Source organism: Streptomyces sp. NPDC002734 (assembly GCF_040295685.1).
Taxonomy (GTDB): Bacteria; Actinomycetota; Actinomycetes; order Streptomycetales; family Streptomycetaceae; genus Streptomyces.
Map to the genome: position 1 here is coordinate 1 of NZ_JBEOVU010000029.1, position 26,446 is coordinate 26,446.

Genomic DNA, 26,446 nt, shown 5'->3' on the forward strand with positions numbered 1-26,446 from the left:
GGCCCGGCCGAGGGGGAAAGGGTCGTCACCCTCGGCGAGACGGGCTGGGCCGAGCCGCGGGCCGCGCCGGCCGCCCGGCCCCGCGCCGCCCCCCCCTCACTCGTTCTCCGCTGCGGTGACCCGCTGCGGTGACCCGCTGCGGTGACCCGCTGCGGGGACCTGCCGCGGTGGCCCGCTGCGGTGGCCCGCCGCCTCAGCCGACCGGGGCGAGGTCGACGGCGATCCACAGGGCGGACGCCTTGGCGAGCAGCGTGCCGGTGCCGCCGTCGTACAGGGCGGTGGTGTTGACCGCCGTCCGGTCCTCCGTCCGCTCCAGTTCGGCCACGACCACGCACAGGTCCCCGGCCCGGGGCATGGCCAGGATCTCGGCGGTCATCCGGCCGAGCAGCCGCGGCCGGAGCACCGGGTCCGTGGTCCAGCCGCCCGGGCAGTCCAGGGCGCTCCACACGATCTCCGGCGGCACCAGGCCGTCGGGCCCGGCGAGCGCCGGGGAGGGCGTCCAGGTGCAGGCCACGGTGTGCGGCCGCCCCTCCACCGGGCCCGGCCGCAGGCCCAGCCCCGTCCCCGGGCGCTGCGTGCCGCAGGCGAAGCAGGTGGGGAACGGGTGCCCCGCCCCGTCGAACGCGGCCTCCGCGCGCTCTGCCTGACCGAGCGTCACCGGCGCCGGCTCGGGGATCTCCCCCTGGGCGGACGCCACCGAGGCGACCACCTCCTCCCCGTGCCAGGCATGGCCGCGCCGCCCCGCGACCCGGTACTCCAGGGGGGCGTCCAACGGCACGGGCAGGTGCAGCGTCACCGCGGCGCGGCCCGCCAGGTGGCCGGCGGCCCCGGCGAGGCCGGCCAGGACGCCGCACGCGTAGCCGCCGTTGGCGCTGGTCGGCGGACCGTGGAAGACGGGGTCGACGCTGAACGTGGACATCACGGACACAGGACATCTCTCCTCGACGACGCGCGGATGCTGACCCGACCCTAGGGTCGCGCCCGCCCGCAGCCACCCCCCTACATGGGTCCACCGACTGTCAGGAGTGCTCCCGACTACTGCCTGACCAGGCGTGTTGCCAGGCTGTCGGTTTGTTCACGGGCGTGCCTGCGCTGCGCGCCCGGCAGCCGGAGGTTCGGACGACAGAGGTGCTGATGACCGAGATTCGCCCCACGCCGGGCAGCTGGATCGACCTGCTCGCCGACACCGCGGCACGCGTCCCGGACCGGGTGGCGTTCCGTCACCTGGCCGACGGCGAGACGCCGGCCGGTGAGCTGACGTACGCCCAGCTCGACGCCGGAGCACGAGCCGTCGCGGCACGCCTGCAGGCCCTCGGCCTGGGCGGTCGCGAGGTGGTGCTCCTCTACCCGTCCGGCCTCGACTACGTCACCGCCTTCTTCGGCTGCCTCTACGCCGGGGCCGTCGCGGTCCCCGCCTATCCGCCCACCCGGCAGCCGCGCTCCCTGGCACGGATCGTCGGCATCGTGGGGGACTGCGGAGCCGGCACCGTGCTGACCACGACCGCGTTCGCGGCGAAGCTCGGCTCCCGGATGCCCGCGGCGGCGGCACTGCGCGTCGTCACCACGGACGACATGCCCCACGACGGGGCCGAGCCGTGGACCAGGCCCGCGGCCGACGCCGACACCCTGGCGTTCATCCAGTACACCTCGGGCTCCACCAGCAACCCGCGCGGCGTCCTGCTCACGCACGGCAACCTGCTGTCCAACGCCGCGGTCACCCAACGCCTGTTCCGCACCGGTGAGGACACCCGGATCGTCTCCTGGCTGCCCATGTACCACGACATGGGTCTGATCGGCTCGGTCCTCGGCACGGTCCACAGCGGGGGCAGCTGCGTGCTGATGTCGCCGTCGGCGTTCGCCCAGCGGCCCGGACGCTGGCTGGAGGCGATCAGCCGGTTCGGCGCGACCGCGAGCGGGGCGCCGAACTTCGCCTACGACCTGTGCGTGGACCGGATCGGCCCCGAGGAGCGGGCCCGGCTCGACCTCAGCTCCTGGGAGGTCGCCTTCAACGGCGCGGAGCCGCTGCGGCCGTCCACCCTGCGGCGGTTCGCCGAGGCCTTCGCCGGCAGCGGCTTCCGGGCCGAGGCGCTCACCCCGTGCTACGGCCTGGCCGAGGCGACGCTCCTGGTGACCGGCAAGCGCTGGGGCGCCCCCGCGGCCGTGGACGGCGCGCCGCCCTCGGGCGGCGCACCGGTGGTGTCCAGCGGGATCCCCGCCGACGACGTCCGCGTCGAGATCGTCGACGCGGCCACGCACCGCCCCGCGGACCCCGGCGCCGTCGGCGAGATCTGGGTCGACTCGCCCGGCGCGGCGCGCGGCTACCTGGGGCACCCCGAGCTGAGCGAGGCCACCTTCGGCGCCACCCTCGCCGGCACGTCGGGACCGCGCTTCCTGCGCACCGGCGACCTCGGATACCTCGCCGACGGCGAGCTCCACGTGGTCGGCCGCCTCAAGGACCTGGTCGTCGTCCGCGGACGCAACCACTACCCGCAGGACGTCGAGCAGACCGCCGAGCTGTGCCACGAGGCGCTCCGCCCCGGAGGCGGAGCCGCCTTCCCCGTCACCGTCGGCGGGGAGGAGCACCTCGCCCTGGTGCACGAGATCGACCGGAGCTTCGAGGGGGACCTCGACGAGGTGGTGACGACGGCACGCGCCGCCGTCGCCGCCGAACACCGGGTGCGGCCGCACACGGTGGTGCTCATCCGCACGGGCTCGCTGCCCCGCACCTCCAGCGGCAAGGTTCAGCGCCGGGCCTGCAAGGCGGAACTGCTGGCCGGCTCGCTCAAGGTCCTGCTGGCCGACCACGACGACGGCCGCGCCCCGGACGACGTCCGGCCGTCGGCCGCGGATCCCGCGGTCACCGTGCCCGCGGTCACCGATCTGGCGCGTCCCGCGCCCGAGGGCCCCGCGGCCACCGGGGCGCCGGACCCCGGGCCCGCGCCCCACCCCGGGCCCGGGCCCGCGCCCGACCTCGCACCGGACGCCTGGCGGACGGAAGGGATCCTCGCCTTCCTGCGGGAACAGGTCGCCCTGATCCTCCGCCGGGAGGACGTCGTACCGGACCGGCCCCTGCTCGAACTGGGCCTGGACTCCCTCGGCACGGTCGACCTCCAGCACCGCATCGCGGGCGAACTGGGCCTGGCCGTCGACCTGGAGGAGGAACTGACCTCCACCCTGACCGAGCTCGCCGCCTCGCTGGCCGCCCGCCCGCACGGGACGGCGGAGCGGGCAGCGGTGCGACCGGTCACCGGCCGTGCCGCCGACGGCGATCGGCCCCTGACCCCCGCGCAGCAGGCCCAGTGGCTCGGCCACCGGCTCGCCCCCGACAGCACGGCCCAGGTGATCGCGGCCGCCGTCGCGGTCCGTGGAACCCTCGACACCGACGCGCTGCGCCGGGCCCTGGACGCCGCGGCGGCCCGCCACCCCGCGCTGCGCACCACCTTCCACGCCACCGGCGACGGTCCCGTCGGCCACGTCCACGACGAACTGCGCCCCGAGTTCGCCCGCCACGACGCGGCCGGCACGGATCCGGCGACCCTGGACGAGGAGCTCGTCCGGGCCGCGTACCGCCCCTTCGACCTCGAACACGGCCCTCTGCTGCGCGCCGCCGTGTTCAGCCTCGCCGAGGACGACCACCGGCTGGTCCTCGCGGTGCACCACATCGCCGCCGACCTGTGGTCCCTCGAGGTGCTCCTCGCCGACCTCGACCGGCTGTACCCGGCCGCCCTGGCGGAGCAGCCGCTCACCGCCGAGACCGTCGACGAGGCCCCCCGCACGCCGGCGGGGGCCGAACGCGACCGGCTGCTGACGTACTGGAAGGAGGAACTCGCCGACGCGCCCACACTGCTGCCGCTGCCGGCCGACCTGCCACGGACCGACCGGCGGCGCCTGCACGGCGCCGCCGAGCCCTTCCGGCTCGGCCCGCGGACGAGCGCCCGGCTCACCGCCCTCGCCGCCGCCCGGGGCACCACCCGCTACACCGTGCTGCTCGCCGCGTACCAGGTGCTGCTGTCCCGGATCACCGGCAGGCGCGACCTGCTGGTCGCCACACCCGTCCACGGCCGCGCCGGCCCGCGGGAGGCGGCATCCGTCGCCCTGTACGCCGACATGGTCCCGCTGCGCGGACGGATCGACGACGACGAGGACTTCGCCGCCCTGCTGGGGCGCACGCACGGCGTCGTCCGCGCCGGGATCGCCCACGCGGGGCTCGGGATCTCCTCGATCGCCGGGCATCTCGCCCCGGAACGCGCACCCGGCCGCCCCGCCCTCGCCCAGGCGGTGTTCACCCTGCACCGGCCGGTCGGCCGGCACGGCGCCCTCCTCGCGGCCTGCGCGCTCGGCCTGCCCGGCCCGGGCGGCGGCGTACTCGGCCCGCTGACCCTGCGACCGGCGCCCTTCACCCCGCCGGCCGGCCAGTTCGAGACCGGCGTGACCCTGGCCGAGATCGACGACGAGCTGCACGGCGTCCTGCACTACGACACCGACCTGTTCCTGCCCGCGACCGCGCGCGGCTGGGCCGAGCAGTTCGTGACCCTGCTCGAGCAGGTGACCGCCGACCCCGCCACGCCCCTGGCCGACCTGCTGGGCGCCCGGCCCTCCGCGGCGCCGGCCGCGGGGGAGGAGACCCGGCGACTGCGCCCGGTGCACGAGATGTTCGCCGACCGGGTGGCCCTCGCGCCGCACCGCACCGCCGTGGTCTGGGAGGGCGGGGAACTCACCTACCGCGAACTCGACGTCCGGGCCAACCGGCTGGCCCACCGGCTGATCGCCGAGGGCGTCGGACCCGAGAGCATGGTGGGCATCTGCCTTCCCAGGTCGCCGGAACTGGTGGTGGCGGTGCTCGCGGTCGCCAAGGCGGGCGGCGCCTACGTGCCCCTCGACCCCGGGCATCCCGCCGAACGGATCCGGCACGTCCTCGCCGACACCGCGCCGCGGGTCCTGGTGAGCACCGCGACCGCCGCCGCCCGGCTGCCCCTCCTCGAGGCCGTCCTGGTCGACCTGGACGCGGAGGCCGACGCCCTGGATGCGCTGCCGGAGGACGACCCGGGCGTGCCCGGCGACCTCGACCGGCTGGCCTACGTGATCCACACCTCCGGCTCCAGCGGCCGCCCCAAGGGCGTCCTCGTCCCGTGCCGCGGGGTGGCCAACCTCTTCGCCGGCGGCGACTTCCGGTTCGACCACACCGACGTGTGGACGCTGTTCCACTCGTACACCTTCGACTTCTCCGTGTGGGAGCTGTGGGGCCCGCTCGTGCACGGCGGCCGCCTCGTGGTCGTGCCGACCGAGGCGACCCTGTCGCCACCCGCCTTCTGGGACCTGATCCAGGAGCGGCGGGTCACCGTCCTGAACCAGACCCCGGCCGTCTTCGCCGAGCTGACCGCGGCGGCGCCGGAGCGGCTCCGTGGCCTCGACCTCCGGCATGTCGTCTTCGGCGGGGAGAAGCTCGAGGCCGGCCACCTCACCGTGTGGCGCGACCACGGGGAACCCGCGACCCGTCTGGTGAACATGTACGGCATCACCGAGATCACCGTGCACGCCACCTACGGCCCGCTCACCGGGCACGAGGACGCCGGGCAGCCGCCGCTCGGCGGGCCGCTGCCCGGAACCGACCTGCGGCTCCTCGACGAGGAGGGACGGCCCGTCGGGGCGGGCGAGCCGGGCGAGATCTGCGTGGGCGGCCACGGGGTCGCCCGCGGCTACCTCGGACGGCCCGCGCTCACCGCCGAACGCTTCGTCCCGCACCCGGACCGCCCGGGGCAGCGCATGTACCGCTCCGGCGACCTGGGAAGGCTCGGCCCGGACGGAGCCCTGGAGTACCTGGGCCGGGCCGACGACCAGGTGAAGATCCGGGGCCACCGGATCGAGCCCGGCGAGATCACCGCCGCCCTGCGCACGCACCCCGGCCTGCGGGACGCGTGCGTGCTCGCGGACCGCGACGCGCGCGGGCAGGTCCGGCTCACCGGGTACGTCGTGCCCGACGGCCCGGAGGTGCCGGCCGCGCAGCTGCGCACGCACCTGCGCGACAGGCTTCCCGAATACCTCGTGCCGGGCGGATTCCGGTCGCTGGCGGCGCTGCCGCTGACCGCGAACGGCAAGATCGACCGACGGGTGCTGCTCGCCCTCGAGGAGACGCCCGCCCACGGCGACGCCCCGGCCACGCCCACGGAGGTGGAGGTCGGGCGAACGGTCGACGAGCTGCTCGGCGTCAGCGGCACCAGCCGCGACGACGACCTCTTCGCGCTCGGCTGGCACTCGCTGCTGATGGCCCGTCTCTCCCTGCGCGTCGAGGAGCGGTACGGGGTCAGGATCCCGCTCCAGGAGCTGTTCACCGCGCCCACCGTCGCGCGGATCGCCGCGGCGGTCGACGAGGCGCTCGCCCGCCCGGCCGCACCCGCCGCGCCTCCCGGCGGCATCGCCCGGGCGGACCGGTCACGCTACGCGGCTCCCGCGTCGCCCTCCGGCCGCCTGCGGCTGCCCGACTCCTTCCGCTGAGCACCGCCCCACCCCTCGTCGCACGACGGGGCCCCGACACCGACCGCAACGCCAAACGTGTGGAGACGGCCATGCAGACCTCACAACCCACCATCTTCCCCATGGCCTCCGCCCAGGAGCGCCTGTGGATCGTCGAGCGGCTGACCCCGGGCACAGCCGCCTACCACATCCCCCTCGCGATCAGGCTGACCGGGACGCTGGACCGGGCCGCGCTGCACGCCGCCGTCCAGGCGGTCGTCGACCGGCACGAGGCCCTGCGCACGTCCTTCACCCAGCTCGACGGCGTGCCCGTCCAGGTGGTGGCCGACGACGTGCGGATCGACCTGCCGGTCGCCGACGTGACCGAGGCCGGGCTCGAGGCGGCCCTCGCCGAGGAGGCCGCCCGTCCCTTCGACCTGTCCGCCCGGCCGCTGCTGCGGACCTCGCTGCTGCGCCTCGCCGACGACGACCACGTCTGGACGGTCACCCTGCACCATCTGGTGTCCGACATGTGGTCCTGCGGCATCCTCCTCGACGAGGTCGCCGCCGGCTACGCCGCCCGCCTCGCCGGGCAGGAGCCCGGACTGCCCGAACTGACCCTGCACTACCCCGACTTCACCATCTGGCAGCGTGAGCGCCTGACCGGCGGGTACCGCGACCGGCTGCTCGGGTACTGGCGGGACCGGCTGGCGGGCGCGCCGCGGATCACCGAACTGCCCCTCGACCGCCCGCGTCCGGCCGCCCAGTCCTTCCGGGGACGCCAGGTGCCGGTGGCCCTCACCCCCGAACTCTCCGCGGCGGTCCGCGACCTGTCGCGGCGCTCGGGGGTCACCCCGTTCATGACGCTGCTGGCCGTCTTCCAACTGCTCCTGAGCCGCTACAGCGGCCAGCAGGACATCGTGGTCGCCACCGGAGCGGCCACCCGCACCCCCGAGACGGAGAGGGTCGTCGGCTGCTTCATCAACACCGTGCTGCTGCGGACCTCGCTGGCGGGCGCCCCGTCCTTCGCCGAACTGCTGGAGCGGGTGAGGGCCACCACGCTCGACGCCCTCGACCACCAGGACCTGCCGTTCGAGCAGCTGGTCGCCGAACTGCAGCCGCAGCGCGACCTGAGCGTCAACCCGCTCGCCCAAGTGATGTTCATCCTGCAGAACGCCCCGGTGCCCACCGTCGCCCTGCCCGGTCTCGAAGCCTCCGTCGTGGCCGCCGAGCGCGGCGGGGCCCAGCTGGACCTCGACGTACAACTCCGCGAGGTGGACGGCGCGTTCACCGGTTTCGTGGAGTACGCCGAGGACCTCTTCGACGAGCCGACCGTGCGGCGCGTGTGGCAGCACTTCGAGGTGCTGCTGGGCGCCGCCCTCGCCGATCCCGGGCGGACCGCGGGCGACCTGCCGCTGCTCACCGCCGCGGAGCTGGAGCGCACGGTCGTCGAGTGGAACGACACCGCGGCGCCGGCGCCCGACCGGTGCCTCCACCAGCTGTTCGAGGAGCAGGCGGCGGCACGCCCCGACGCGCCGGCGCTCGCCTGGACCGGCGGCGGCCTCACCTACGGCGAACTCGACGCCCGGGCCGACCGGGTGGCCCGGCGGCTGCGCGCGGCCGGCGTCGGCCCCGACGTGCGCGTCGCCGTGTGCCTGGAGCGCTCGGCGGCCATGGCGGTGGCCGTGCTCGGCGTGCTGAAGGCCGGCGGCGCCTACGTGCCGCTGGACGCCGCCTATCCGGCCGACCGGCTCGCCTTCATGCTCCAGGACGCGAGGCCGGCCGCCCTCGTCACCGACCCCGCGCTCCTCGGCCGCCTGCCGGTCGACCCGGCGACCGGCAGGGTGACCGGCGCGGACGACGCCTTCGCGGTCCCGGTGCTGCTCGCCGGATCCCTGGAGGACGCCGCAGGGCCCGCCGACGGGCCCGTCGGCGCCGCGCCGGCGTCCGACGCGACACAGGCGCCGGTGCGGCCCGCCCATCTCGCCTACGTCATCTACACCTCGGGTTCCACCGGCCGTCCCAAGGGCGTCGCCGTCACCCACCGCGGCGTGGTCAACAACATCGCGGACCTCAACCGGGGCCCGTCCGTCGGCCCCGGCGACTCGGTGCTCGCCCTGTCGTCGCTGAGCTTCGACATGTCCGTGTACGAGCTGCTCGGCATGCTCGCCGCGGGCGGCACGACGGTGCTCCCGGACGCCGACGCGGCGAAGGACCCGCGGCACTGGGCCGAGCTGATCGAACGGCACTCCGTCACCGTGTGGAACTCCGCCCCCACCCTGCTGGAGGCCCTGGTCGCGAGCTACGGCGACGGCCGCCCCGCCCGCCCGACCCTGCGGGTCGCCTTCCTCGGCGGCGACTGGGTGCCCGTCGCCCTGCCCGACCGGGCCAGGGCGCTCTTCCCCGCACTCGACGTCGTCGTGATGGGCGGCGCCACGGAGGCGTCCATCCACTCGATCGTGCAGCCGGTGGGGGAGACCGGCGAGGACTGGGCGCGCATCCCCTACGGCCGCCCCATGGCCAACCAGCAGGCCCTCGTCGTCGACGAGCACCTGCGGGCCGTCCCCGTCGGCGTGCCCGGCGAACTCTGCCTGGCCGGGATCGGACTGGCCCGCGGCTACCTCGACCGGCCCGCGCTGACCGCCGAACGCTTCGTGCCGCACCCGTACGCCGGACTCGGCCCGGGCATCGCGCCCGGCGCCCGCCTCTACCGCACGGGCGACCTCGCCCGCCACGCGGCCGACGGCACCATCCACCTGATCGGCCGGCTCGACCACCAGGTCAAGATCCGGGGCTACCGCATCGAACTGGGCGAGGTCGACGCTGCCCTGGGCCGTCACCCGGTGATCGAGGAGGCGGTCACCGTCGTCCGCCTCGACGAGCAGGGCCACGGCGTCGGACTCACCGCCTACGTGGTGCCCTCCCAGGACGCCGCGCCCACCGCCGGCCTGCTGCGCGACCACCTGCGGACCACCCTGCCCGACCACATGGTCCCGGACGCCTACGTGGCCCTGGACGCGCTGCCGCTGTCGGCCAACGGCAAGATCGACCGCCGCGCCCTGCCCGATGCCGCCGACGCCAGGCACCTGACGCCGTCGACGGCCTACGTGGCGCCGGCCGGCGCGCTGGAACGGGCGGTCGCCGACATCTGGACCACCGTCCTCGACGTGGACCGGATCGGCAGGCACGACGACTTCTTCGAACTGCGCGGCAACTCCCTCATGGTCACCCAGGTCGCCGCCGCGCTCAGCAGCGACCTGCGGGTGGACGTGCCGCTGCGCGACCTGTTCGAGACGCCCACGGTGGCCGGCCAGGCCGCCCTCACGGAGGCCGCCGGGCTGCGGGCCGGTGTGGACGCGGCGGCCGTCGCCGGCCTCTACCTGCAGGTCCGGGCCCTGGACGGCGCACAGACCCAGGATCTTCTGCACTCTCTCGAGGAGACGAACCGATGACGGCGGGAATCTTCAGCCGCACCCTGACCGACGGCGTGGCCCGGCTGGCCGCCGAGGACCCGACACTCCACGGCCTCCTGGAACGCGAACAGCTGCGCCAGCACGAGACCCTGGCCATGGTCGCGGCCGCCTCCACGGCCGACCCGTCCGTCCTCGTCTGCGAGGCGAGCTCGGCCGGCAACGTCACCACGGAGGGCTATCCCGGAGCCCGCTACCACGCGGGGTGCGAGGTCGTCGACGAGGTCGAACGCCTCGCCGTGCAGCGCGCCAAGGAGGCCTTCGGCGCTCGCTACGCCAACGTGCAGCCGCACTCGGGATCCACCGCGAACCAGGTGGTGCTGTGCAGCCTGCTCGCTCCCGGGGACGTCGTCCTCGGCATGGACCTCAAGGCCGGGGGCCACCTCACCCACGGCGCTCCCGCCTCGATGAGCGGACGCTTCTTCACCGCGGTGCCCTACGGACTGGGCGAGGACGGCCTGATCGACTACGACGCCATGGCCGCGCTCGCCCGCCGGCACCGGCCCAGGCTGATCTTCTGCGGCGCCAGCGCCTACCCGCGCACGGTGGACTTCCGGCGTTTCCGGGCCGTCGCCGACGAGGTGGGCGCCTACCTCGTCGCCGACATCTCCCACATCGCCGGCCTGGTCGCCGCCGGACTGCACCCCAGCCCCGTCGACGTCGCCCATGTGACGACCACCAGCACCTACAAGCAGCTGTACGGCCCGCGGGGCGGCCTGATCCTGATGGGACGGGACGCGGACCTGCGCACCGCGTCGGGGAAGTCCCTCGCGGCGACCCTGCAGGACGCCGTCTTCCCCTACCTGCAGGGCACCCCGCGGCTGAACACCGTCGCGGCCAAGGCCCGCGCCCTGGCCCAGGTGGCGACGCCGGAGTTCCGCCGGCTGGCCCGGCGTGTCGTCGACGCCTCCGCGGCGCTCGCCAAGGAGCTCGACAGCCGGGGCCACCACGTGCTGACCGGCGGAACCGACACCCACATGGTGCTGCTCGACGTCGGCCGCCGCGGCCTGACCGGGCGGATCGCCGAACGGGCGCTGGAGAGCTGCGGGATCGTCGTCAACAAGAACAGCATCCCGGGCGATCCGCACGGTCCCCGCGTCACCAGCGGCGTCCGCCTCGGCACGAACGTCCTGGCGCTGCGCGGCATGGGGCCGGCGGAGATGGCCGAGTGCGCGGAACTCGTCGACACCGTCCTGGCCGCCGTGGTCCCGGCCGGCGACCGGGACTACCAGCTCGAAGAGACCGTCAGGACCGAGGTCGCCGCACGCGCCGCCGCCCTGTGCCGCCGCTTCCCGCTGCCCGACCACCCGCTGCCCGCCCACGCGCTCCCCGGCCCCACCGCGGCAGCTGCCTGACAGGAGCCCGCGGCGCGCACCGGCGCGCCGCGGGCCGTGAGGAGTACCCATGACGACGACGTGGCCGACGAGCGCCCCCGCCGAGGGGCCGCCCGTCCCGCCCGACCTGCCCCAGGGGGTGGTCCACCTCTGGTACCTGGGACTGGACGACCTGGAACTCCCCGACGGCGGCGACTGCCTGGACGCCGGTGAACGGCAGCGCGCCCGCCGTATGCAGCGCCCCGTGGACCGACGGCGGTACCGCGCCGCCCACTGCGCGCTGCGGCACCTGCTCGCCGCCTACACCGGTGAGGAAGCCTCCGCGCTGACCTTCCACCGGTTCTGCCCGCGGTGCGGTCCGGCCGTGCACGGGAAACCCGTGTGGGCCGCCCGCTCCGGCCAGGTCGCCCTCGACGTGAGCCTGAGCCACAGCGAGGAGACCGCGATCGTCGCCCTGTGCCGCCCGCCGCTCGTCGTGGGCGTGGACGTGGAGCGCGTCAGGCAGGGGGTGAACTGGTCGGCGGTGCTGTCCGGCGCTGTCGACGGCGCCGTCCGCACCGACCGCGAGGGCACCCAGGCGTGGACCCAGCTGGAGGCGGTCGGGAAGGCCGCCGGGACCGGCGTCGTCGATCCGCCCCGACTGGGCGCCGAGGGGCCCGGGGGATGGGCGGAGGCGACGGTGCCCGGGGTGCAGGGCCTGTGGATGGTCCGCGCCCTCCAGGCGCCCGAGGGGTTCGCGGCGTCGCTGGCCGTCAACGACCGGCCCGCCGGCGAGGTGGCGGCACTGGCGTGGAGCTGCGAGCCGGGGTGTCCGGGGACACCTGTCAGGAACTCACCCGACTGCAACGAACCGTCCTGATCACGAAGCTGGAGACAGGCGCCCGGCGAAGGTCCGGGAGCCCGGCGACTCGGGAGGGAACCCCATGACGTGGCTGCGCGACTGGTCGCACGGTGAGGAGACGGCGGTGCGTGTGCTGTGCCTCCCGCCCGCCGGCGCGGCGGCCCACGTCTACCGCTCCTGGGCCGGGCTGCTGCCCCGCGAGATCGGGGTGGTCGCCGTGGAGCTGCCCGGCCACGGCTCCCGGCTCGGGGAGCCCCTGCCGACCACCATGGAGGCGGTCCTCGGCCCGTTGTGCGAGGAGGCGAGCGCGCTGACCGACCGGCCCCTGGCGGTGTTCGGACACAGCATGGGAGCGACGCTGGGGGCCGAACTGTGCCGGGCCATGCGCCGGGAGACCGGCCGCACACCGCAGATGCTGATCGCGGCGGCCTGCGAGGCCCCGCGCGCCCTGCCCCGCAAGGACTACACCCCGTGGCTCACCGGGCAGGGCACGCTCGACTTCCTGACCCGCATGGGCGGCACTCCCCGGGAGCTGCTCGCCAACGACGAGTACCTCGACATGATCCTCCCCGTCCTGCGGGCCGACCTGACCCTGCTGGCCGGGCCCCGGCCCGAGGACGACCGGCCGCTCGACTGCCCGGTGCGGGTCTACCTCGGCGAGCACGACACCGGCGTGCAGCCGCACCGGGCCGCCGCATGGGAGGCGGAGAGCAACGGGGACCACGCCGTGCACACGTTTCCCGCCGGTCACTTCTTCGTCCAGGAGCGGACGCACGACGTACTCGCCCGGCTGCGCGCCGACCTGACGCCCCTGCTGCACGGTCCGCCGGTCGCCGTACCGCAGACGTGAACCACCGGCTCCCCCTCCACCCACACCGCGACACCCGACCAGCCACCGAAGGGCGAGGCAACGCATGCGACCGGCAACGCTGACCGCAGAACAACGGGAACTGCTCGACCGGCTGATCAGCCGGCAGGTGCCGGAGGCCGGAGCGCACCGCATCGCTCCCCACCGGGGCGACCGCACCGCGATGCCGCTGTCCCCGGCGCAGCAGCGCATCTGGTTCTTCAGCACGCTGCAGCCGCTGGCGACCGTCTACAACGTGGCCGGCGCCGCCCGGTTCCGGGGGCGGCTGGAGGCGGACCTGCTGCGGCGCTGCCTCGCCGAGACGGTCGAGCGGCACGAGATCCTGCGCACCACCTACCACCAGGTGGGCGGCCAGCCGGTGCAGCGGGTGAACCCGTTCACCGGCCTCGACCTGCCGCTCGTCGACCTGACGGGCCTGCCGGCCGGCGAACGCGAGGCGGAGGCCCGGCGGCGCTGCCAGGAGCAGACCGACCTGCCCTTCGACCTCGAACGCGATCCGATGCTGCGCCCCGTGCTGCTGCGCCTGGCCGACGACGAGCACCTGCTGCTGATCGTCCAGCACCACATCGCCACCGACGGCTGGTCGCTCAACGTCCTCCTGCGCGAGCTGGGCGACCGCTACGGCGCCCGCCTGCGGGGCGAGGAACCGCGGCTGCCCGACCTGCCCGTGCAGTACGGGGACTTCGCCGCCTGGCAGCGCGACCACCTGGAGCGGACGGTCGTCCCGCAGCAGCTCGACTACTGGCGCGAACGGCTCGCGGACACCCGCCTGGTGGACATCGCCACCGGGCTTCCCCGCCCCACCGAACTCAGCTGGAACGGCGGCACCCTGCGGTACCGGATCGAGCCGGAGACGGTCCGGCGGATCACCGACCTGGCGGAGGCCGAGCAGGCGACCCCGTACATGGCGCTGGTCGCCGCCCAGTCCGTCGTCCTGTCCCGCTGGAGCGGCCAGGACGACATCGTGATCGGTGGCGCCGTGGCCGGCCGCCGCCACGCCGAACTCGAGAACCTAGCGGGCTGCTTCGTCAACGAGCTGGTCATGCGGATGGACACCTCGGGGTCGCCCAGCTACCGGGAGCTGCTGCGGCAGGCCAAAGAGGTCTGCCTCGGCGCGTACGACCACCAGGACGTCCCCTTCGAGCGGATCGTCGAGGTCGTCGCGCCGGAGCGCGACACGCTCGCCAGGGTCCCGCTCGTCCGCCACCAGCTCGGCTTCCACAACGAGCCGCGCCGACGCGTGACCCTGCCCGGACTGACCTACACCATCGAGCCGTTGAGCACCGGCACCGCGCGCTTCGACCTGGAGGTCGACCTGTCGCCGGACGACGACGGCGGGATCAGCGGCGTCGTCTACTTCTCCACCGACGTCCTCACCGAGGACATCGTGCTGGGCCTGCTCGACTCCCTGCGGACCGTCCTGGACCGCGCCGGCCGGGACCCCGACGCCCCCGTGAGCGCGCTGCCCGTCGTCGGCGGGCGCGCACTCGCGACGCTGCGGGACGCCGACCCGGCCCCGGCCGGCGACGCCGCGCCCCCGGCCGACGGCGCCGCGACGGTCACCGCCCTGTTCGAGGAACACGCCCGCAGCCACCCGGACTCCGTGGCGGTCCGGCACGGCGCCACCGAACTGACCTACCGCGAACTCGACGCGGCCGCCAACCGGCTCTCCTGGCGGCTGCGGGACCTCGGGGTGACCGACGGGGCCCCCGTCGCGGTCTGCCTGCCGCCCTCCGGGGCGCTGCTCACCGCCCTCCTCGGCGTCCTGAAGGCGGGCGGCGCGGCCGTCCCGCTGCACCCGGACCACCCGGTGGCGGAGATCAACGACGTCCTCCTGGACTGCAACACCGACCTGGTGCTGACCCTCGGCGACGGGCCCGACGGACTCGACCCGATGGTGCGGCCCGTCGACATGGCCGCCGACCCGACGCCGTGGCCGGCCGACCGTCCGGCCGCGACCGCCGAACCCGGCAGGACGGCCTTCGTCAACTACCCGTCCGGGGCCGACGGGCAGCCCCGCGGCACGGTCAACAGCCACCGTGCCGTCGCGCACCGCCTCCGCCGGGAGGCCCGGGCCCTCCTCGCGGCGGACCCGCGGGGCGCCACGGACGCCCCCGTGCTGGTCGTTCCCACCGCCTTCGACCTCTCCCCGTGGCAGTTGCTGGGCCCCCTCGCGGCCGGCCTGCCCCTGACGACGGCCTCCGCCGACGACGCTCCCGAGGACCTCGCCGGCGCCCTGCGCGTCACCGCCGCCGCCACCCTGTGCTGCACCCCCTCGGTCCTCTCCACGATCCTCGCCACCGGCGCCGCCCTGCCGTCCCTGCGCCAGGTCCGCTGCGCCGGCGAGCACCCGTGGCCCCGGCTTGCCGCGCGGCTGCGCACCGCCGCCCCGGCGAGCCGGCTGCTGGCCGTGCACGGCCCGGCCCACGCGGCGCTCGACGTCGTCGTCCAGCCGGTGTCCGACCACTACCGGCCGGGCACCTTCTCCTGCGCCGGCCCGGACGACACCGACGCCGTGGTGCGCCTCCTGGACGACCAGGGGCTGCCGGTCCCCGGCGCGGTCCCCGGTGAACTGTGCCTCGGCGGCGTACCCCTGCCCGACGGTCACCTCGGCCGGCCGCACGAGAACCGGGACCTCTTCACCGAGGACCCGCTGCGGCCCGGCGAGCGCCTGCTGCGCACCGGCCTGCGGGCCCGGCGGCTGCCCGACGGCGTCCTGGACCTCCTCGACGGCGAACTGCGCGTGCGCACCCACCGGGTGGAGACCACCGAGATCCGGTCGGTCCTCCAGGGCTGCTCCGACGTCGAGCGCGCCCTGGTGACCGCACGGCCCGAGGAGACCCGCGGCGGGGACGCCGGCGACCGCGGCGCCCCCGATCCCGGCGCCCCCGATCCCGGCGCCGCCGACCTGATCGCCCACGTCCTGCCGCGCGACGCCGCCGGCGCCGACGGCCACGAGGACGAGCAGCGCCGGCAGTTCGCGGAGATCTACTCCTCGCGCACCGCCGAGGACGACCCCACGCTCAACGCGGGCGGCTGGAACAGCTCGCAGACCGGGGAGTACCTCACCGCCTCCGAGATGCGCGAATGGGCGGACCTCACCTTCCGCCGCGTCACGGCGCTGCGCCCCGCCCACGTCCTGGAGATCGGCTGCAAGACCGGAGCCCTCCTGTTCCGCCTCGCCCTGCGCTGCGAGACGTACACCGGCACGGACCTCTCGGCGCACGCCCTGCGGCACATCGAGGACCACCGGGACTGGCTCGCCAGCAAGGACGACGCGGTCACCCTCCTCGAACGGGCGGCCGACGACTTCACCGGACTGCCCGAGGGCGGCTTCGACACCGTCGTCCTCAACGCGCTCGTCCAGTACTTCCCCGACGAGCGTTACCTGGAACGGGTGCTGAGGTCCGCGGTGCGCGCGGTCGGCGCCGGCGGCCACGTCTACATCGGCTCGGTGCGCAGCCTGCCGCTGCTGAGCGCGCTCCACCTGGTGCCGCAGCTGGACCTCCTGGACCCCGGCGACCCCGCAGCCCTGGTCCGCGAGGGCGTCGCCGCCCGGGTCGCCCGCGAGGAGGAACTGGCTCTGGACCCCGCCTGGTTCACGGGACTCGCCGACCGGCTGCCGGGGGTGGGCGAGGTGTTCGTCCTGCCCCGGGTGGGCCGTCACCGCAACGAACTGAGCGCCTACCGCTACGACGTCGTGCTGCGGGTCGGCGAGCCCGCCGCCGAGGCCGCCCCCACGCCGGTCCTCGACTGGTCCGCCGACCGGCTCACCCCCGACGCCCTCGCCGGCCATCTGCGCACCCACGCCCCGCGGCGCCTGCTGCTGCGATCGGTGCCCGACGCGCGGATCCACGGCCGGCTGCGCGCGCTCGACGCGCTGGACGCGGGCGGTCCGGGCGACGTCGCCGCCGTCACCTCGGCACTCGCCCCGCGCCCCGCCGAGGCCGGCGGCCCCGCCGATCCCGGCGCCCTGACCGCGGCGGCGGAGAAGGAGGGCTACACCGCCCTGGTGCAGTACGGCCCCGGCGGAACCGGGGAGTGCCTCGACATCCTCCTCAGCCGCGTCCCCGATGAGGCGGCCGCCGACGGCACGGCGGCCACGGGCCCGGAGTTCCTGCCCGCCGGTCACGGCCGCGGTCCCGGCGCGCCGGGCGGCGCCCCGGCCGGGCGCGCCCTGGCCAACGACCCGCTGTCCGTCACCCGGGGCCGCCGCACCGCAGCCCGGCTGCGGAACCTGCTCCAGCAGCGGCTGCCCGCGCACGCCGTGCCCGCCCACCTGGTGCTGGTGAACGGCTTCCCGGCCGGCCGGGACGGGACGGCCGACGCCGCGGCACTGCCCGGCCCGGACCTCACCGCCGCCGCCGTCGACGCCCGACGGGCCCCCACCACCCCCACCGAGTCGAAGCTCGCCGACATCTGGTCCGCCGCCCTCGGCGTGGACGGCGTAGGAGTGCACGACGACTTCTTCGCCCTCGGCGGGCACTCCCTGCTCGGCTCCGAGGTGATGGACCGGGTACGCCAGGAGTACCAGGTCGACGTCCCGCTCGGACTGCTCTTCGAATCCCCGACCGTCGCCGCGGTCGCCGGCTACGTGGACGAACAACTGGCCAGGCCCCAGGAGGCCGCCACGCCGATCACGCGGATCGACCGGTCGGCACTGCGCCGGCGCCGTGCCGGGGAGACCGTCGCCGCCGCCACCACCAAGGAGAACTCGTGACCTCACAGACCCCCACCCAGGCCGTGGCGGACGGCACGGGCGCCCCGGGGCCCGTCCCCGCGCTCGCCGCCCTCGCCGCGGTGCTCCACCGCGGCTCCCTCCAGGCGACCGTGCGCCTCGCCTACCGCGACGCGGACACCGAGGCACTGCTGACCTTCACGGTCTCCGAGGACACCACGATGGCCGAACTGGCCGCCGACGCGGCCGGACAGCTGGCCCTGGCGCCCGGGCCGGACGGCGCCGCGGGGCAGGTGGACGCGTGGGTCGGCTGGAACACCGACCCGGCCGCCCCGGAAGGCGCCCTCGCCGTCGAGGCCGCGCCGGAGGGACTCACCGTGCGCGCCGGCGGCACGTGGTCCGCCCGGCGGCTCACCGCCCTGCTGCGCACGGCGACGGCGGGCGCCGCCACGGCACCCGGGACCTGTGTCCGCGTGCTGCCGCTGGCCGACGCCGAAGCCCGCGCCGAGGCGTCCGCCCTGGCGGGCGACGGGCGTGCCCCCGAGGCCGCCCGGCCGGTGCACGTCCTGGTCCAGGAGCAGGCCGGGCGGACTCCCGACGCGCCCGCCGTGACCTGCGCCGGACGGTCCCTGACGTACGGACAGCTCGTCGCCGCGGCCGACCGTGTCGCGGTCGGGCTCCAGGAGCGGGGCGTGCGTCCCGGCGAGGTGGTCGGCGTGCTCGCCGAGCGGTCCCTCGACCTGGTCGCCGGGCTCCTCGGTGTGCTCAAGGCCGGCGCGGCCTACGCCGCCTTCGAGCCGGACACCCCCCGCCCACGGCTGCGCCAACTGCTGGCCGACACCGGCGCCCACGTCGTACTGGCCCAGGAACGGTTCGCGGCCTGCCTGCCCGAGGGGACGCGGGTGCTCCCGCTCGCCCCCGGAGAGCCTGCCGGCGCCGCCGGGGAGCGGGTGCTCGCCGACGTGGCGCCCACCGCCGCCGCCTACGTCAGCTTCACCTCCGGTTCGACCGGTGAGCCCAAGGGCGTCCGCGTCCCGCACGCCGCCGTCTCACGGCTGGTGGTCCGGCCGGACTGGGCCGAGTTCCGCTCCACGGACGTCTTCCTGCAGCTCGCGCCCGTCGCCTTCGACGCCTCCACCCTCGAGCTGTGGGCGCCCTTGGTCAACGGCGGCCGGCTGGTCGTGCACCCGGCGGGCACGCTCTCCACCGAGCAGCTCGCCGCCACGCTGGTGGACGAGAAGGTCACGGTCGCGTGGATGACCGCGGGCCTCTTCCACCAGATGGTCACCCAGCACCTGGAGGCCTTCGCGCGACTGCGACACGTCCTGGCCGGCGGCGACGTCGTCTCCGCCACGCACGTGCGCCGCCTGCTGGAGGCCCACCCCGGTCTGGTCTTCACCAACGGCTACGGGCCCACGGAGAACACCACGTTCACCGCCTGCTGGACCTCCGACGCGGCGCCGCTCGGCAACGCCGTGCCGCTCGGGCGGCCCATCGCCGGCACCCGCGCGGTGGTGCTGGACGCGGACGGGCAACCGGTGCCCGTCGGCGTCCCCGGCGAGCTGTACGCCGGCGGCGAGGGACTGGCGCACGGCTACCTGAACCGCCCGTCCGCCACCGCGGACAGCTTCGTGCCCGACCCGGACGCGCCCGTCCCCGGGGCCCGTCTCTACCGCACCGGCGACCTGGTGCGCCGGCTCGAGGACGGCACCCTGGAGTTCCTCGGCCGCGCCGACCGGCAGGTGAAGATCCAGGGCTACCGGGTGGAGCCCGGGGAGATCGAGGAGACGCTCGGCGGCCACGAGGACGTGCGGCAGGCCGTGGTGGTCGTCCAGGGCGACGGGGCGGGCGGCAAGCGCCTGCTGGCCTACGTCACCGCGGAGCGGCCCGAGGACGACAACCCGGCCGCCCTCGGCAGGCGGCTGCGGGAATGGGTCCGCGGGGAACTGCCCACCTACATGGTCCCCTGGGCCATCCTCGCCCTGCCCGCACTGCCGCTGAACCGCAACGGCAAGGTGGACCGCTCCGCGCTCCCGGCCGCCCGCCGGGCGCCGCGCGCCCTCACCACCGAGTACGTCGCCCCGTGCACGGCCACCGAGGACGCCATGGCCGAGGAGTGGGCGGACCTGCTCGGCGTCGAACCCGTCGGCACCGACGACGACTTCTTCGAACTGGGCGGGCACTCGCTGATCGCGGCCGACCTGCTCTCCCGCCTCCAGGACCGCTTCTCGGTCGAGCTGTCCGCACGCTCCCTCTACCTGCGGCCCACGGTCGCGGAACTGTCCGAGGAGCTCGACGGCCGCCAGGCCGCCTGAGACCGGATCCGGCCGCACGCCCCGACCGCCCGCCGCCACGACAGGAGAACCACCCGACATGAGGCTCACCCAGCCGGCGCCGCCCGAGAGCATCGACCTCGACGCCGTGGACCTGACCGACTCCCTGCTGTACGCGCACGGGGATCCGCACTCGATCTGGAACGCCATGCGCCACCGCGACCCGGTGCGCTGGCAACAGGTCGACGAGACCCGCGGATTCTGGTCCGTCACCAAGTTCGAGGACGCCGACCTGGTGCTCCGCGACCACACCCTGTTCACCTCCCAGCGCGGCACCATGCTCTTCCTGCTGGGCAAGGAGGACCCGGCGCGCGGACGCCAGATGGCCGCCACCGACCCGCCGCGCCACACCCGGATGCGCGAGCCCATGCAGCGCGCCCTCACCAACAAGCAGGTGGAGAGGTACCGGGAGGCGGTCACCACCGAGGTGCACCGCCTCCTCACGCCCGCCCTCGGCGGTGAGCCGTTCGACTTCGCCGAGGCCATGATGTCCCTGCCGATGGCGACAGCCGGCACCATGATGGGCCTGCCCCGTGAGGACTGGACCCGGCTCACCCGGCTGACCACGATGTCGATCGCCCCGGACGACCCGGAGTTCGCCGAGCCGGGCGGGGCGAACGCCACCCTGCAGCTCGCCCACCGCGAGCTGTTCGCCTACTTCCACGACATCCTGCGCGAGCGTCGGGACAACCTCGGCGACGACCTCATCAGCCTGCTCATGGGCATGGAGATCGACGGGCGGAAGCTGGAGACCGGCGCCATCCTGTCCAACTGCTACAGCCTCATCCTGGGGGCCAACGTCACCACCCCCTTCGTGCCGACCGGGGCCATGGCCGAGGTCGTGGGCACCCCCGTCCTCGACACCTGGCGCAACGACCCCAAGCTGCTCAACACCGGGGTCGACGAGGCTCTGAGGTGGTCCTCGCCGGCCAACCACTTCATGCGCTACGCCCTCCAGGACGTCGAACTGCGCGGCCGGAAGATCCGGGCCGGCGACGCCGTGGTCGTCTGGCTGGGCTCGGCCAACCGCGACGAGGACGCCTTCGCCGCGCCGTTCACCTTCGACATCACGCGCAAGCCCAACCGTCACGTCGCCTTCGGCAGCGGAGCCCACTACTGCGTCGGTCACACCGTCGCGCGGATGAGCCTCAAGATCCTGTTCACCGAGCTCTTCCAGAGCTTCGACGACTTTCAGCTCGTGGGGGAGATCGAGCACCTCCACTCCAACTTCGTCGCCGGCATCAAGCACATGCCGATGGTCATGAAGATCCGTGACGCGGCCGTCGATCGCTACGCGGAGCTGGCCCGATGAACAACAGCCGATGGTTCCTGCGCGAGCCCTCCGCCGAGAGTGCCGTCCGCCTGTTCTGCCTGCCGTACTCCGGCTGCGGGGCGAGCATGTACCGCAAGTGGCCGCGCTTCCTCGGGGACGTCGAGATCGTCCCCATCCAGCTGCCTGGCCGGGAGAACCGCTTCCGGGAGGAGCCCTACAGCACCTACGAGGCCCTGGCGGACGACCTGGTGGAGGTGCTGCACCCCTACCTGGACCGGCCGTTCGGGATCTTCGGCCACTGCGGGTCGGCCCTGCCGGGCTACGAGACGGCGGTCCGGCTCCTCGAACGCGGCTACCCGACCCCGGCGCGGCTGTTCGTCTCCTCCCAGATCGCCCCGCACGATGGTCCGCACGGCCGTTTCCTGGAGATGTCCGACGCCGAACTGGCCGAGGAGGTGCGCACGCTGATCGTCGAGCTCGGGGGAACCCCGCGACCCGACCTGGTGGAACTCAGCCTGGAGATCCTCCGCGCGGACGTGGAGACCAACAAGCGGTACCACCCGGAGAAGCCCGTCCGGCTGCCGTTCCCGCTCACCGCCATCGGCTGGGACGAGGACGCCGAGGTGGACCACCGTCTGATGGGTTCCTGGGCCGACTGCGGTGAGACCACCTTCCGGGTGCTGCACGGACCTCACTACCGCTTCATGGAGGCGCCGGACGACCTGATGGACGCCTTCACCGCGGATCTGACCAGCTGACCGTCCGGGACACCGGGCTCTTTCGCCACGAGGGAGAACAATGAAGCGTCTTGAAGGCCGTACCGCCGTCGTCACCGGGGCGGGCAGCGGCATCGGCCTGGCGACCGTCCGCCGTCTCGCCGCGGAGGGCGCGCACGTGGTGTGCGGCGACGTCGACGAGACCACCGGCAAGGCCGCCGCGGACGAGGCCGGAGGGTTGTTCGTGAAGGTGGACGTCACCGACCCGGAGCAGGTGGAGGCGCTGTTCCGCACGGCCTTCGAGACCTACGGGTCGGTGGACGTCGCCTTCAACAACGCGGGCATCTCGCCGCCCGACGACGACTCGATCCTGGACACCGGACTGGAGGCGTGGAAGCGGGTCCAGGAGGTGAACCTGACCTCGGTGTTCCTGTGCTGCAAGGCCGCCATCCCGTACATGCGGCGGCAGGGCAAGGGCTCGATCATCAACACGGCGTCCTTCGTGGCCCGGATGGGCGCGGCCACCTCGCAGATCTCCTACACCGCCTCCAAGGGCGGCGTGCTCGCCATGTCCCGGGAGCTCGGTGTGCAGTTCGCCCGCGAGGGCATCCGCGTGAACGCCCTGTGCCCTGGCCCCGTCAACACCCCGCTGCTGAGGGAGCTGTTCGCCAAGGACCCCGAGCGGGCCGCGCGCCGGCTGGTGCACATTCCGGCCGGCCGGTTCGCGGAGGCCGAGGAGATCGCCGCCGCCGTGGCCTTCCTCGCCAGCGACGACTCCTCCTTCGTCAACGCCACCGACTTCCTCGTCGACGGCGGTCTCACCGGCGCCTACGTAACCCCCCTGTAGCCGGTGCCCGCCACCCCCGTCCCCTTCCCGGAGAAGCCTCAGATGTCCCGTACCGACACCCCGCCCACCTTCGACGAGCGCGCCACCCTGGTCACGTTCCTCGACTACACCCGCGCCACCGTCCACGCCAAGTGCGAAGGACTCTCGGACGAGGACGCCCGCAAGGCCCCCCTGCCGGGTTCCCCGCTGATGTCGGTGGCGGGCCTGGTCAGTCATGTGCGCTGGGTCGAGTACTACTGGTTCGACGTCATGTTCCTGGGAGGGGAGGACATCCTCCCGGGAACCGAGGAGGACCCCGACCGCGACTTCCGGGTCGACGACGACCTGCCGCTCGCCCGGCTCCTCGCCCTCTACGAGGACCAGTGCGCCGGGCACCGGGACCTGGTCGCCGGTCTCGACCTGGAGGCCACCGCCGCGCGACCCATCAGCGACGGCAGGCACGTCACCCTCCGCTGGGTCCTGCTGCACCTGATCGAGGAGATCGCCCGGCACAACGGTCACATCGACATCCTGCGCGAACTGGCGGACGGAACCACCGGCGTCTGACAGGGACCGGACCGAACCGTTGCCGCCCACCCCGGAAGCGCCACGAGGCCTCACCCAGGAGACGCCCATGACGACGGCCCAGCACCTGAGCCTTCCGGCCCCGGGCCCCGGGGCGCTGCCGGACGCGCCGCGCACCGGGGACCGCGCCCGGCGTATCCGGCGTCGCCTGGAACGGCTGATCGGCACCCCGGCGACCGAGTACAACAGCCTGCTCCCGCTGCGCAACGGCGACCAGATCTTCTCCGCCATGCTGTCGGGCATCAGAGCGGCCCGCCGCACCGTCGACCTGATGACCTTCGTGTACTGGAAGGGGGCCATAGCCTGCGAGTTCGCGGAGGCACTCGCCGACCGGGCCCGCGCCGGGGTCCGGGTCCGGCTGCTCCTCGACGGCTTCGGCAGCCGCCTCATCGAGCGCCGGCTGCTCGCCATGATGGCCGAGGCGGGCGTCCAGGTGGCCTGGTTCCGCAGGCCCCTGTGGCTGTCCCCGTTCAAGCAGAACCACCGCTGCCACCGCAAGGTGCTCGTCGTGGACGAGACGACGGCCTTCACCGGCGGCGTGGGCATCGCCGAGGAGTGGGCCGGCGACGCCCGGCACGAGACCGAATGGCGCGAGACGCACTTCCGGGTACGCGGACCGGCGGTGGACGGCATCGCCGCGGCGTTCACCCAGAACTGGGCCGAGTGCCACGGCGGCCTGTTCGACGACCGGGACGGTTTCGCCGAACACCGGCCGGAGGGCGACGCGGTCGTCCAGGTCGTACGGGGCTCGGCGAGCGTCGGCTGGCAGGACATGAAGACACTGCTGCGCGTGGTGCTCGAGTCGGCCGAGAGCCGCATCCGCCTGACCACGGCGTACTTCGCCCCCGACGCGGACTTCGCCGCCCTGCTCGGGGCCGCCGCGCGACGCGGCGTCGAGGTGGAGCTGCTCGTCCCCGGCCGGCACACCGACAAGCCGGTGTGCCGGCTGGCGGGCCGGCGGCTGTACGCCGGACTCCTGGAGGCCGGCGTGCGGATCTGGGAGTACCGGCCGACGATGATGCACGCCAAGGTGCTGACCGTGGACGGCGTGCTGTCCCTCGTCGGGTCGGGCAACTTCAACCGCCGCTCCCTCGACCACGACGAGGAGATCATGCTCGCGGTGCTGGACGAGGAGCTCGCCGCCACCCTCGACGCCCACTTCGACCAGGACCTGACGGCCAGCGAGAGCATCGACGCCCGCACGTGGGCGGCGCGCCCGCTGCTGTGGCGGCTGCGGGAGGGCGCGGTCGTGCCCATCCGCCGGTTCCTGTGAGGACTCAGCCGAGCCGGTCGAGCTCGTTGGCGAGGATCCGCCCAGCGATGCCGTCGCGCAGCGAGGCCGCGGGGGAACTGGCCGGCTTGCGCCCGGCCTGGTCCTGGAAGCAGGCGAGGAACTCCTCCGCGATGCCGAGTCGGGGATACCGGCGCAGCACCTCGGCCTTGAACGACGCGGAGAAGTCGTCCGTGTACCGCCCCGAGATGTCCAGGCTGGTCGAGCGCTCCAACAGGTGGCCCTCCGGGTCCGCCGTCACGTCGACGGCGGGGAGCATGTGGCTCAGCACCACCTCCACCAGGCGCCGCCGCCGGTCCGCCGGCCATCCCGCTCCCGCCGCGAACACCCACGCCACGTGTCCTCCGGCGTCGTCGAAGCCCAGCGTGTGGTTGTCGAACTCCGGCATCAGGGCCACGTCGTGGAACATCGCCCCGACGTACAGGAGCTCCGGGTCGAACCCGATGCCGTGCTCGGTGCCGTAGGCGGCCGCCCAGACGTAGGACCGCAGGCAATGGTTCAGCAGCGCCGGCGAGCAGTAGACGGAGGCCACCTCCAGGGCGGTGGCGCACGCGGGGCTGTCGGGTATCTGGAGCTCGTCGGGAGTCATGCCGACGAGTATGTCCGACGCGCCCCGCGTCCGTCCGCGCCCCGCGATCTTCGTCGCCGCGGACACCGCCGCAGCCTTCACCGCCCCCTCACCGCCCCGCGCACCTCGCCGTCGTCGGCCGGGGCGTCGTCGTGCCGCGCCGGCCGGACGTCCGGGGCGGCTCCTCGCTCGGCGAGGGCCCGGCGGAAGGCGAAGTGGTGCCGCGAACCGCCCGCGGGGCAGCGCCGCGGCCCGGCGGGGGACCGGCACCCGGAGGGAGCTCAGGCCCGCCACGCGCGGGCTAGCTCCGCGATCGCCGACGGGCCCACCCGGCAGCAGCCGCCGACCAGCCGCGCGCCCGCCGCACGCCAGTCGTCGACCGCCGCGGGGTCGAAGGCGGAACCACCGCTCCAGCCGTGCCCCGCGTCCCAGCTCTCGCCGCTGTTCGGGTAGGCCACCACCGGCTTCCCCGTCACCCGCGCCGCGGTCCGCACCGCCCCGGCCACGTCGGCGGGAGCGCAGCAGTTGACGCCCACCGCCACCACCTCCGCCGCGTCGGCGGCGAGCGCGAAGGCCTCCTCCAGCGGCTGTCCGGCCCGGGTGCGGTCGCCGTCGACGGTGTACGACAGCCAGGCCGGCACCCCCAGCCCCCGCACCGCCCGCAGCAGCGCCCGCGCCTCGTCGGCGTCCGGCACCGTCTCCAGGGCCAGCACGTCCGGCCCGGCCGCCGCCAGCACCTCCAGGCGCGGCCGGTGGAAGCGCTCCAGCTCGTCGACGGTGAGTCCGTACCGCCCCCGGTACTCGGCGCCGTCGGCGAGCATCGCCCCGTACGGCCCGGCGGAGGCGGCGACGTACAGGTCCCGCTCCACGCCGCCCGCCCGGGCGCGCCGCGCCGCCTCACGGGCCAGCGTGACGCTCCGGGCCATCAGTTCGGCCGCCCTCCCCGCACCGGTCCCGCGCCGCGCGAAGCCCTCGAAGGTGGCCTGGTAGCTCGCCGTGATCGCGACGTCCGCCCCGGCCGCGAAGAAGGCCAGGTGCGCCTCCACGACCGCCTCGGGCCGCTCGGCGAGCAGCCGGGCCGACCACAGGGCGTCGCCCAGGTCGTGTCCCGCCGCCTCCAGCCGGCTCGCCAGCCCGCCGTCCAGCACGAGACCGGAGGGCGAGGTCAGGGCTTCGGCGAAGGGGAGTGTGGGGGCGCCGGTCATGCCGTCGA

The 26,446-nt window shown here is 74.8% G+C and carries 15 protein-coding genes; 12 read left to right on the top strand and 3 right to left on the bottom strand.

Annotated features, from left to right (window positions below):
* Positions 1-193 precede the first annotated feature (193 nt).
* A complete protein-coding gene (locus ABT026_RS23570; protein ID WP_351117111.1) occupies positions 194-919 on the bottom strand; it encodes a hypothetical protein in 726 nt (241 codons plus the stop codon).
* Between the two features lie 215 nt (positions 920-1,134).
* Between ABT026_RS23570 and ABT026_RS23575 the strand changes: the two genes are divergently transcribed.
* The 12 genes from ABT026_RS23575 to ABT026_RS23630 all read left to right on the top strand — a co-directional run bounded on the left by ABT026_RS23575 (position 1,135) and on the right by ABT026_RS23630 (position 24,647).
* Positions 1,135-6,492 carry a non-ribosomal peptide synthetase gene (locus tag ABT026_RS23575; protein ID WP_351117113.1) on the top strand — a complete coding sequence of 1,786 codons (5,358 nt, stop codon included), beginning with the start codon at positions 1,135-1,137 and terminating at the stop codon, positions 6,490-6,492.
* Between the two features lie 71 nt (positions 6,493-6,563).
* A complete protein-coding gene (locus ABT026_RS23580) occupies positions 6,564-9,902 on the top strand; it encodes a non-ribosomal peptide synthetase (protein ID WP_351117115.1) in 3,339 nt (1,112 codons plus the stop codon).
* The gene (gene glyA / locus ABT026_RS23585; protein ID WP_351117116.1) at positions 9,899-11,275 is read left to right on the top strand and encodes a serine hydroxymethyltransferase; all 1,377 of its coding nucleotides are present in this window, start codon (positions 9,899-9,901) and stop codon (positions 11,273-11,275) included. The genes ABT026_RS23580 and glyA overlap by 4 nt, the downstream gene beginning before the upstream one ends.
* 49 nt (positions 11,276-11,324) lie before the next feature.
* On the top strand, positions 11,325-12,113 hold the full coding sequence (locus tag ABT026_RS23590) for a 4'-phosphopantetheinyl transferase family protein (RefSeq protein WP_351117118.1): 789 nt from the start codon (positions 11,325-11,327) through the stop codon (positions 12,111-12,113).
* A 64-nt stretch (positions 12,114-12,177) separates the two neighbouring features.
* The gene (locus tag ABT026_RS23595) at positions 12,178-12,945 is read left to right on the top strand and encodes a thioesterase II family protein (protein ID WP_351117120.1); all 768 of its coding nucleotides are present in this window, start codon (positions 12,178-12,180) and stop codon (positions 12,943-12,945) included.
* A gap of 64 nt (positions 12,946-13,009) precedes the next feature.
* The gene (locus ABT026_RS23600) at positions 13,010-17,683 is read left to right on the top strand and encodes a non-ribosomal peptide synthetase (protein WP_351117122.1); all 4,674 of its coding nucleotides are present in this window, start codon (positions 13,010-13,012) and stop codon (positions 17,681-17,683) included.
* Positions 17,680-19,956, top strand: coding sequence for an amino acid adenylation domain-containing protein (locus ABT026_RS23605; protein WP_351117123.1), 2,277 nt, complete (start codon positions 17,680-17,682; stop codon positions 19,954-19,956). Before ABT026_RS23600 ends, ABT026_RS23605 begins: the two co-directional genes overlap by 4 nt.
* A gap of 58 nt (positions 19,957-20,014) precedes the next feature.
* Entirely contained in the window at positions 20,015-21,286 is a 1,272-nt protein-coding gene (locus ABT026_RS23610; RefSeq protein WP_351117124.1) for a cytochrome P450, read from the top strand.
* Positions 21,283-22,005, top strand: coding sequence for a thioesterase II family protein (locus ABT026_RS23615; RefSeq protein ID WP_351117125.1), 723 nt, complete (start codon positions 21,283-21,285; stop codon positions 22,003-22,005). The genes ABT026_RS23610 and ABT026_RS23615 overlap by 4 nt, the downstream gene beginning before the upstream one ends.
* A 40-nt stretch (positions 22,006-22,045) precedes the next feature.
* Positions 22,046-22,810 (top strand): 3-oxoacyl-ACP reductase, encoded by a 765-nt coding sequence (locus ABT026_RS23620; RefSeq protein ID WP_351117126.1) that lies wholly within the window; start codon positions 22,046-22,048, stop codon positions 22,808-22,810.
* 42 nt (positions 22,811-22,852) lie between these two features.
* Positions 22,853-23,356: a DinB family protein gene (locus ABT026_RS23625; protein ID WP_351117127.1), complete on the top strand. Its 504-nt coding sequence runs from the start codon at positions 22,853-22,855 to the stop codon at positions 23,354-23,356.
* A gap of 67 nt (positions 23,357-23,423) precedes the next feature.
* Entirely contained in the window at positions 23,424-24,647 is a 1,224-nt protein-coding gene (locus ABT026_RS23630) for a phospholipase D-like domain-containing protein (RefSeq protein ID WP_351117128.1), read from the top strand.
* Between the two features lie 4 nt (positions 24,648-24,651).
* Here ABT026_RS23630 and ABT026_RS23635 read toward each other — a convergent pair whose 3' ends face one another.
* Together ABT026_RS23635 and mmuM are read right to left on the bottom strand one after the other, a co-directional pair.
* Positions 24,652-25,254 carry an HD domain-containing protein gene (locus tag ABT026_RS23635; protein ID WP_351117129.1) on the bottom strand — a complete coding sequence of 201 codons (603 nt, stop codon included), beginning with the start codon at positions 25,252-25,254 and terminating at the stop codon, positions 24,652-24,654.
* A gap of 260 nt (positions 25,255-25,514) precedes the next feature.
* Positions 25,515-26,438 (bottom strand): homocysteine S-methyltransferase, encoded by a 924-nt coding sequence (mmuM, locus tag ABT026_RS23640; RefSeq protein ID WP_351117130.1) that lies wholly within the window; start codon positions 26,436-26,438, stop codon positions 25,515-25,517.
* Between the last annotated feature and the right edge of the window lie 8 nt (positions 26,439-26,446).

What these genes read in the sequence shown, in the direction of transcription:
- ABT026_RS23570 (WP_351117111.1), bottom strand. Translation starts at nt 919, where the DNA reads ATGTCCACGTTCAGCGTCGACCCCGTCTTCCACGGTCCGCCGACCAGC.
- ABT026_RS23575 (WP_351117113.1), top strand. Translation starts at nt 1,135, where the DNA reads ATGACCGAGATTCGCCCCACGCCGGGCAGCTGGATCGACCTGCTCGCC.
- ABT026_RS23580 (WP_351117115.1), top strand. Translation starts at nt 6,564, where the DNA reads ATGCAGACCTCACAACCCACCATCTTCCCCATGGCCTCCGCCCAGGAG.
- glyA (WP_351117116.1), top strand. Translation starts at nt 9,899, where the DNA reads ATGACGGCGGGAATCTTCAGCCGCACCCTGACCGACGGCGTGGCCCGG.
- ABT026_RS23590 (WP_351117118.1), top strand. Translation starts at nt 11,325, where the DNA reads ATGACGACGACGTGGCCGACGAGCGCCCCCGCCGAGGGGCCGCCCGTC.
- ABT026_RS23595 (WP_351117120.1), top strand. Translation starts at nt 12,178, where the DNA reads ATGACGTGGCTGCGCGACTGGTCGCACGGTGAGGAGACGGCGGTGCGT.
- ABT026_RS23600 (WP_351117122.1), top strand. Translation starts at nt 13,010, where the DNA reads ATGCGACCGGCAACGCTGACCGCAGAACAACGGGAACTGCTCGACCGG.
- ABT026_RS23610 (WP_351117124.1), top strand. Translation starts at nt 20,015, where the DNA reads ATGAGGCTCACCCAGCCGGCGCCGCCCGAGAGCATCGACCTCGACGCC.
- ABT026_RS23615 (WP_351117125.1), top strand. Translation starts at nt 21,283, where the DNA reads ATGAACAACAGCCGATGGTTCCTGCGCGAGCCCTCCGCCGAGAGTGCC.
- ABT026_RS23620 (WP_351117126.1), top strand. Translation starts at nt 22,046, where the DNA reads ATGAAGCGTCTTGAAGGCCGTACCGCCGTCGTCACCGGGGCGGGCAGC.
- ABT026_RS23625 (WP_351117127.1), top strand. Translation starts at nt 22,853, where the DNA reads ATGTCCCGTACCGACACCCCGCCCACCTTCGACGAGCGCGCCACCCTG.
- ABT026_RS23630 (WP_351117128.1), top strand. Translation starts at nt 23,424, where the DNA reads ATGACGACGGCCCAGCACCTGAGCCTTCCGGCCCCGGGCCCCGGGGCG.
- ABT026_RS23635 (WP_351117129.1), bottom strand. Translation starts at nt 25,254, where the DNA reads ATGACTCCCGACGAGCTCCAGATACCCGACAGCCCCGCGTGCGCCACC.
- mmuM (WP_351117130.1), bottom strand. Translation starts at nt 26,438, where the DNA reads ATGACCGGCGCCCCCACACTCCCCTTCGCCGAAGCCCTGACCTCGCCC.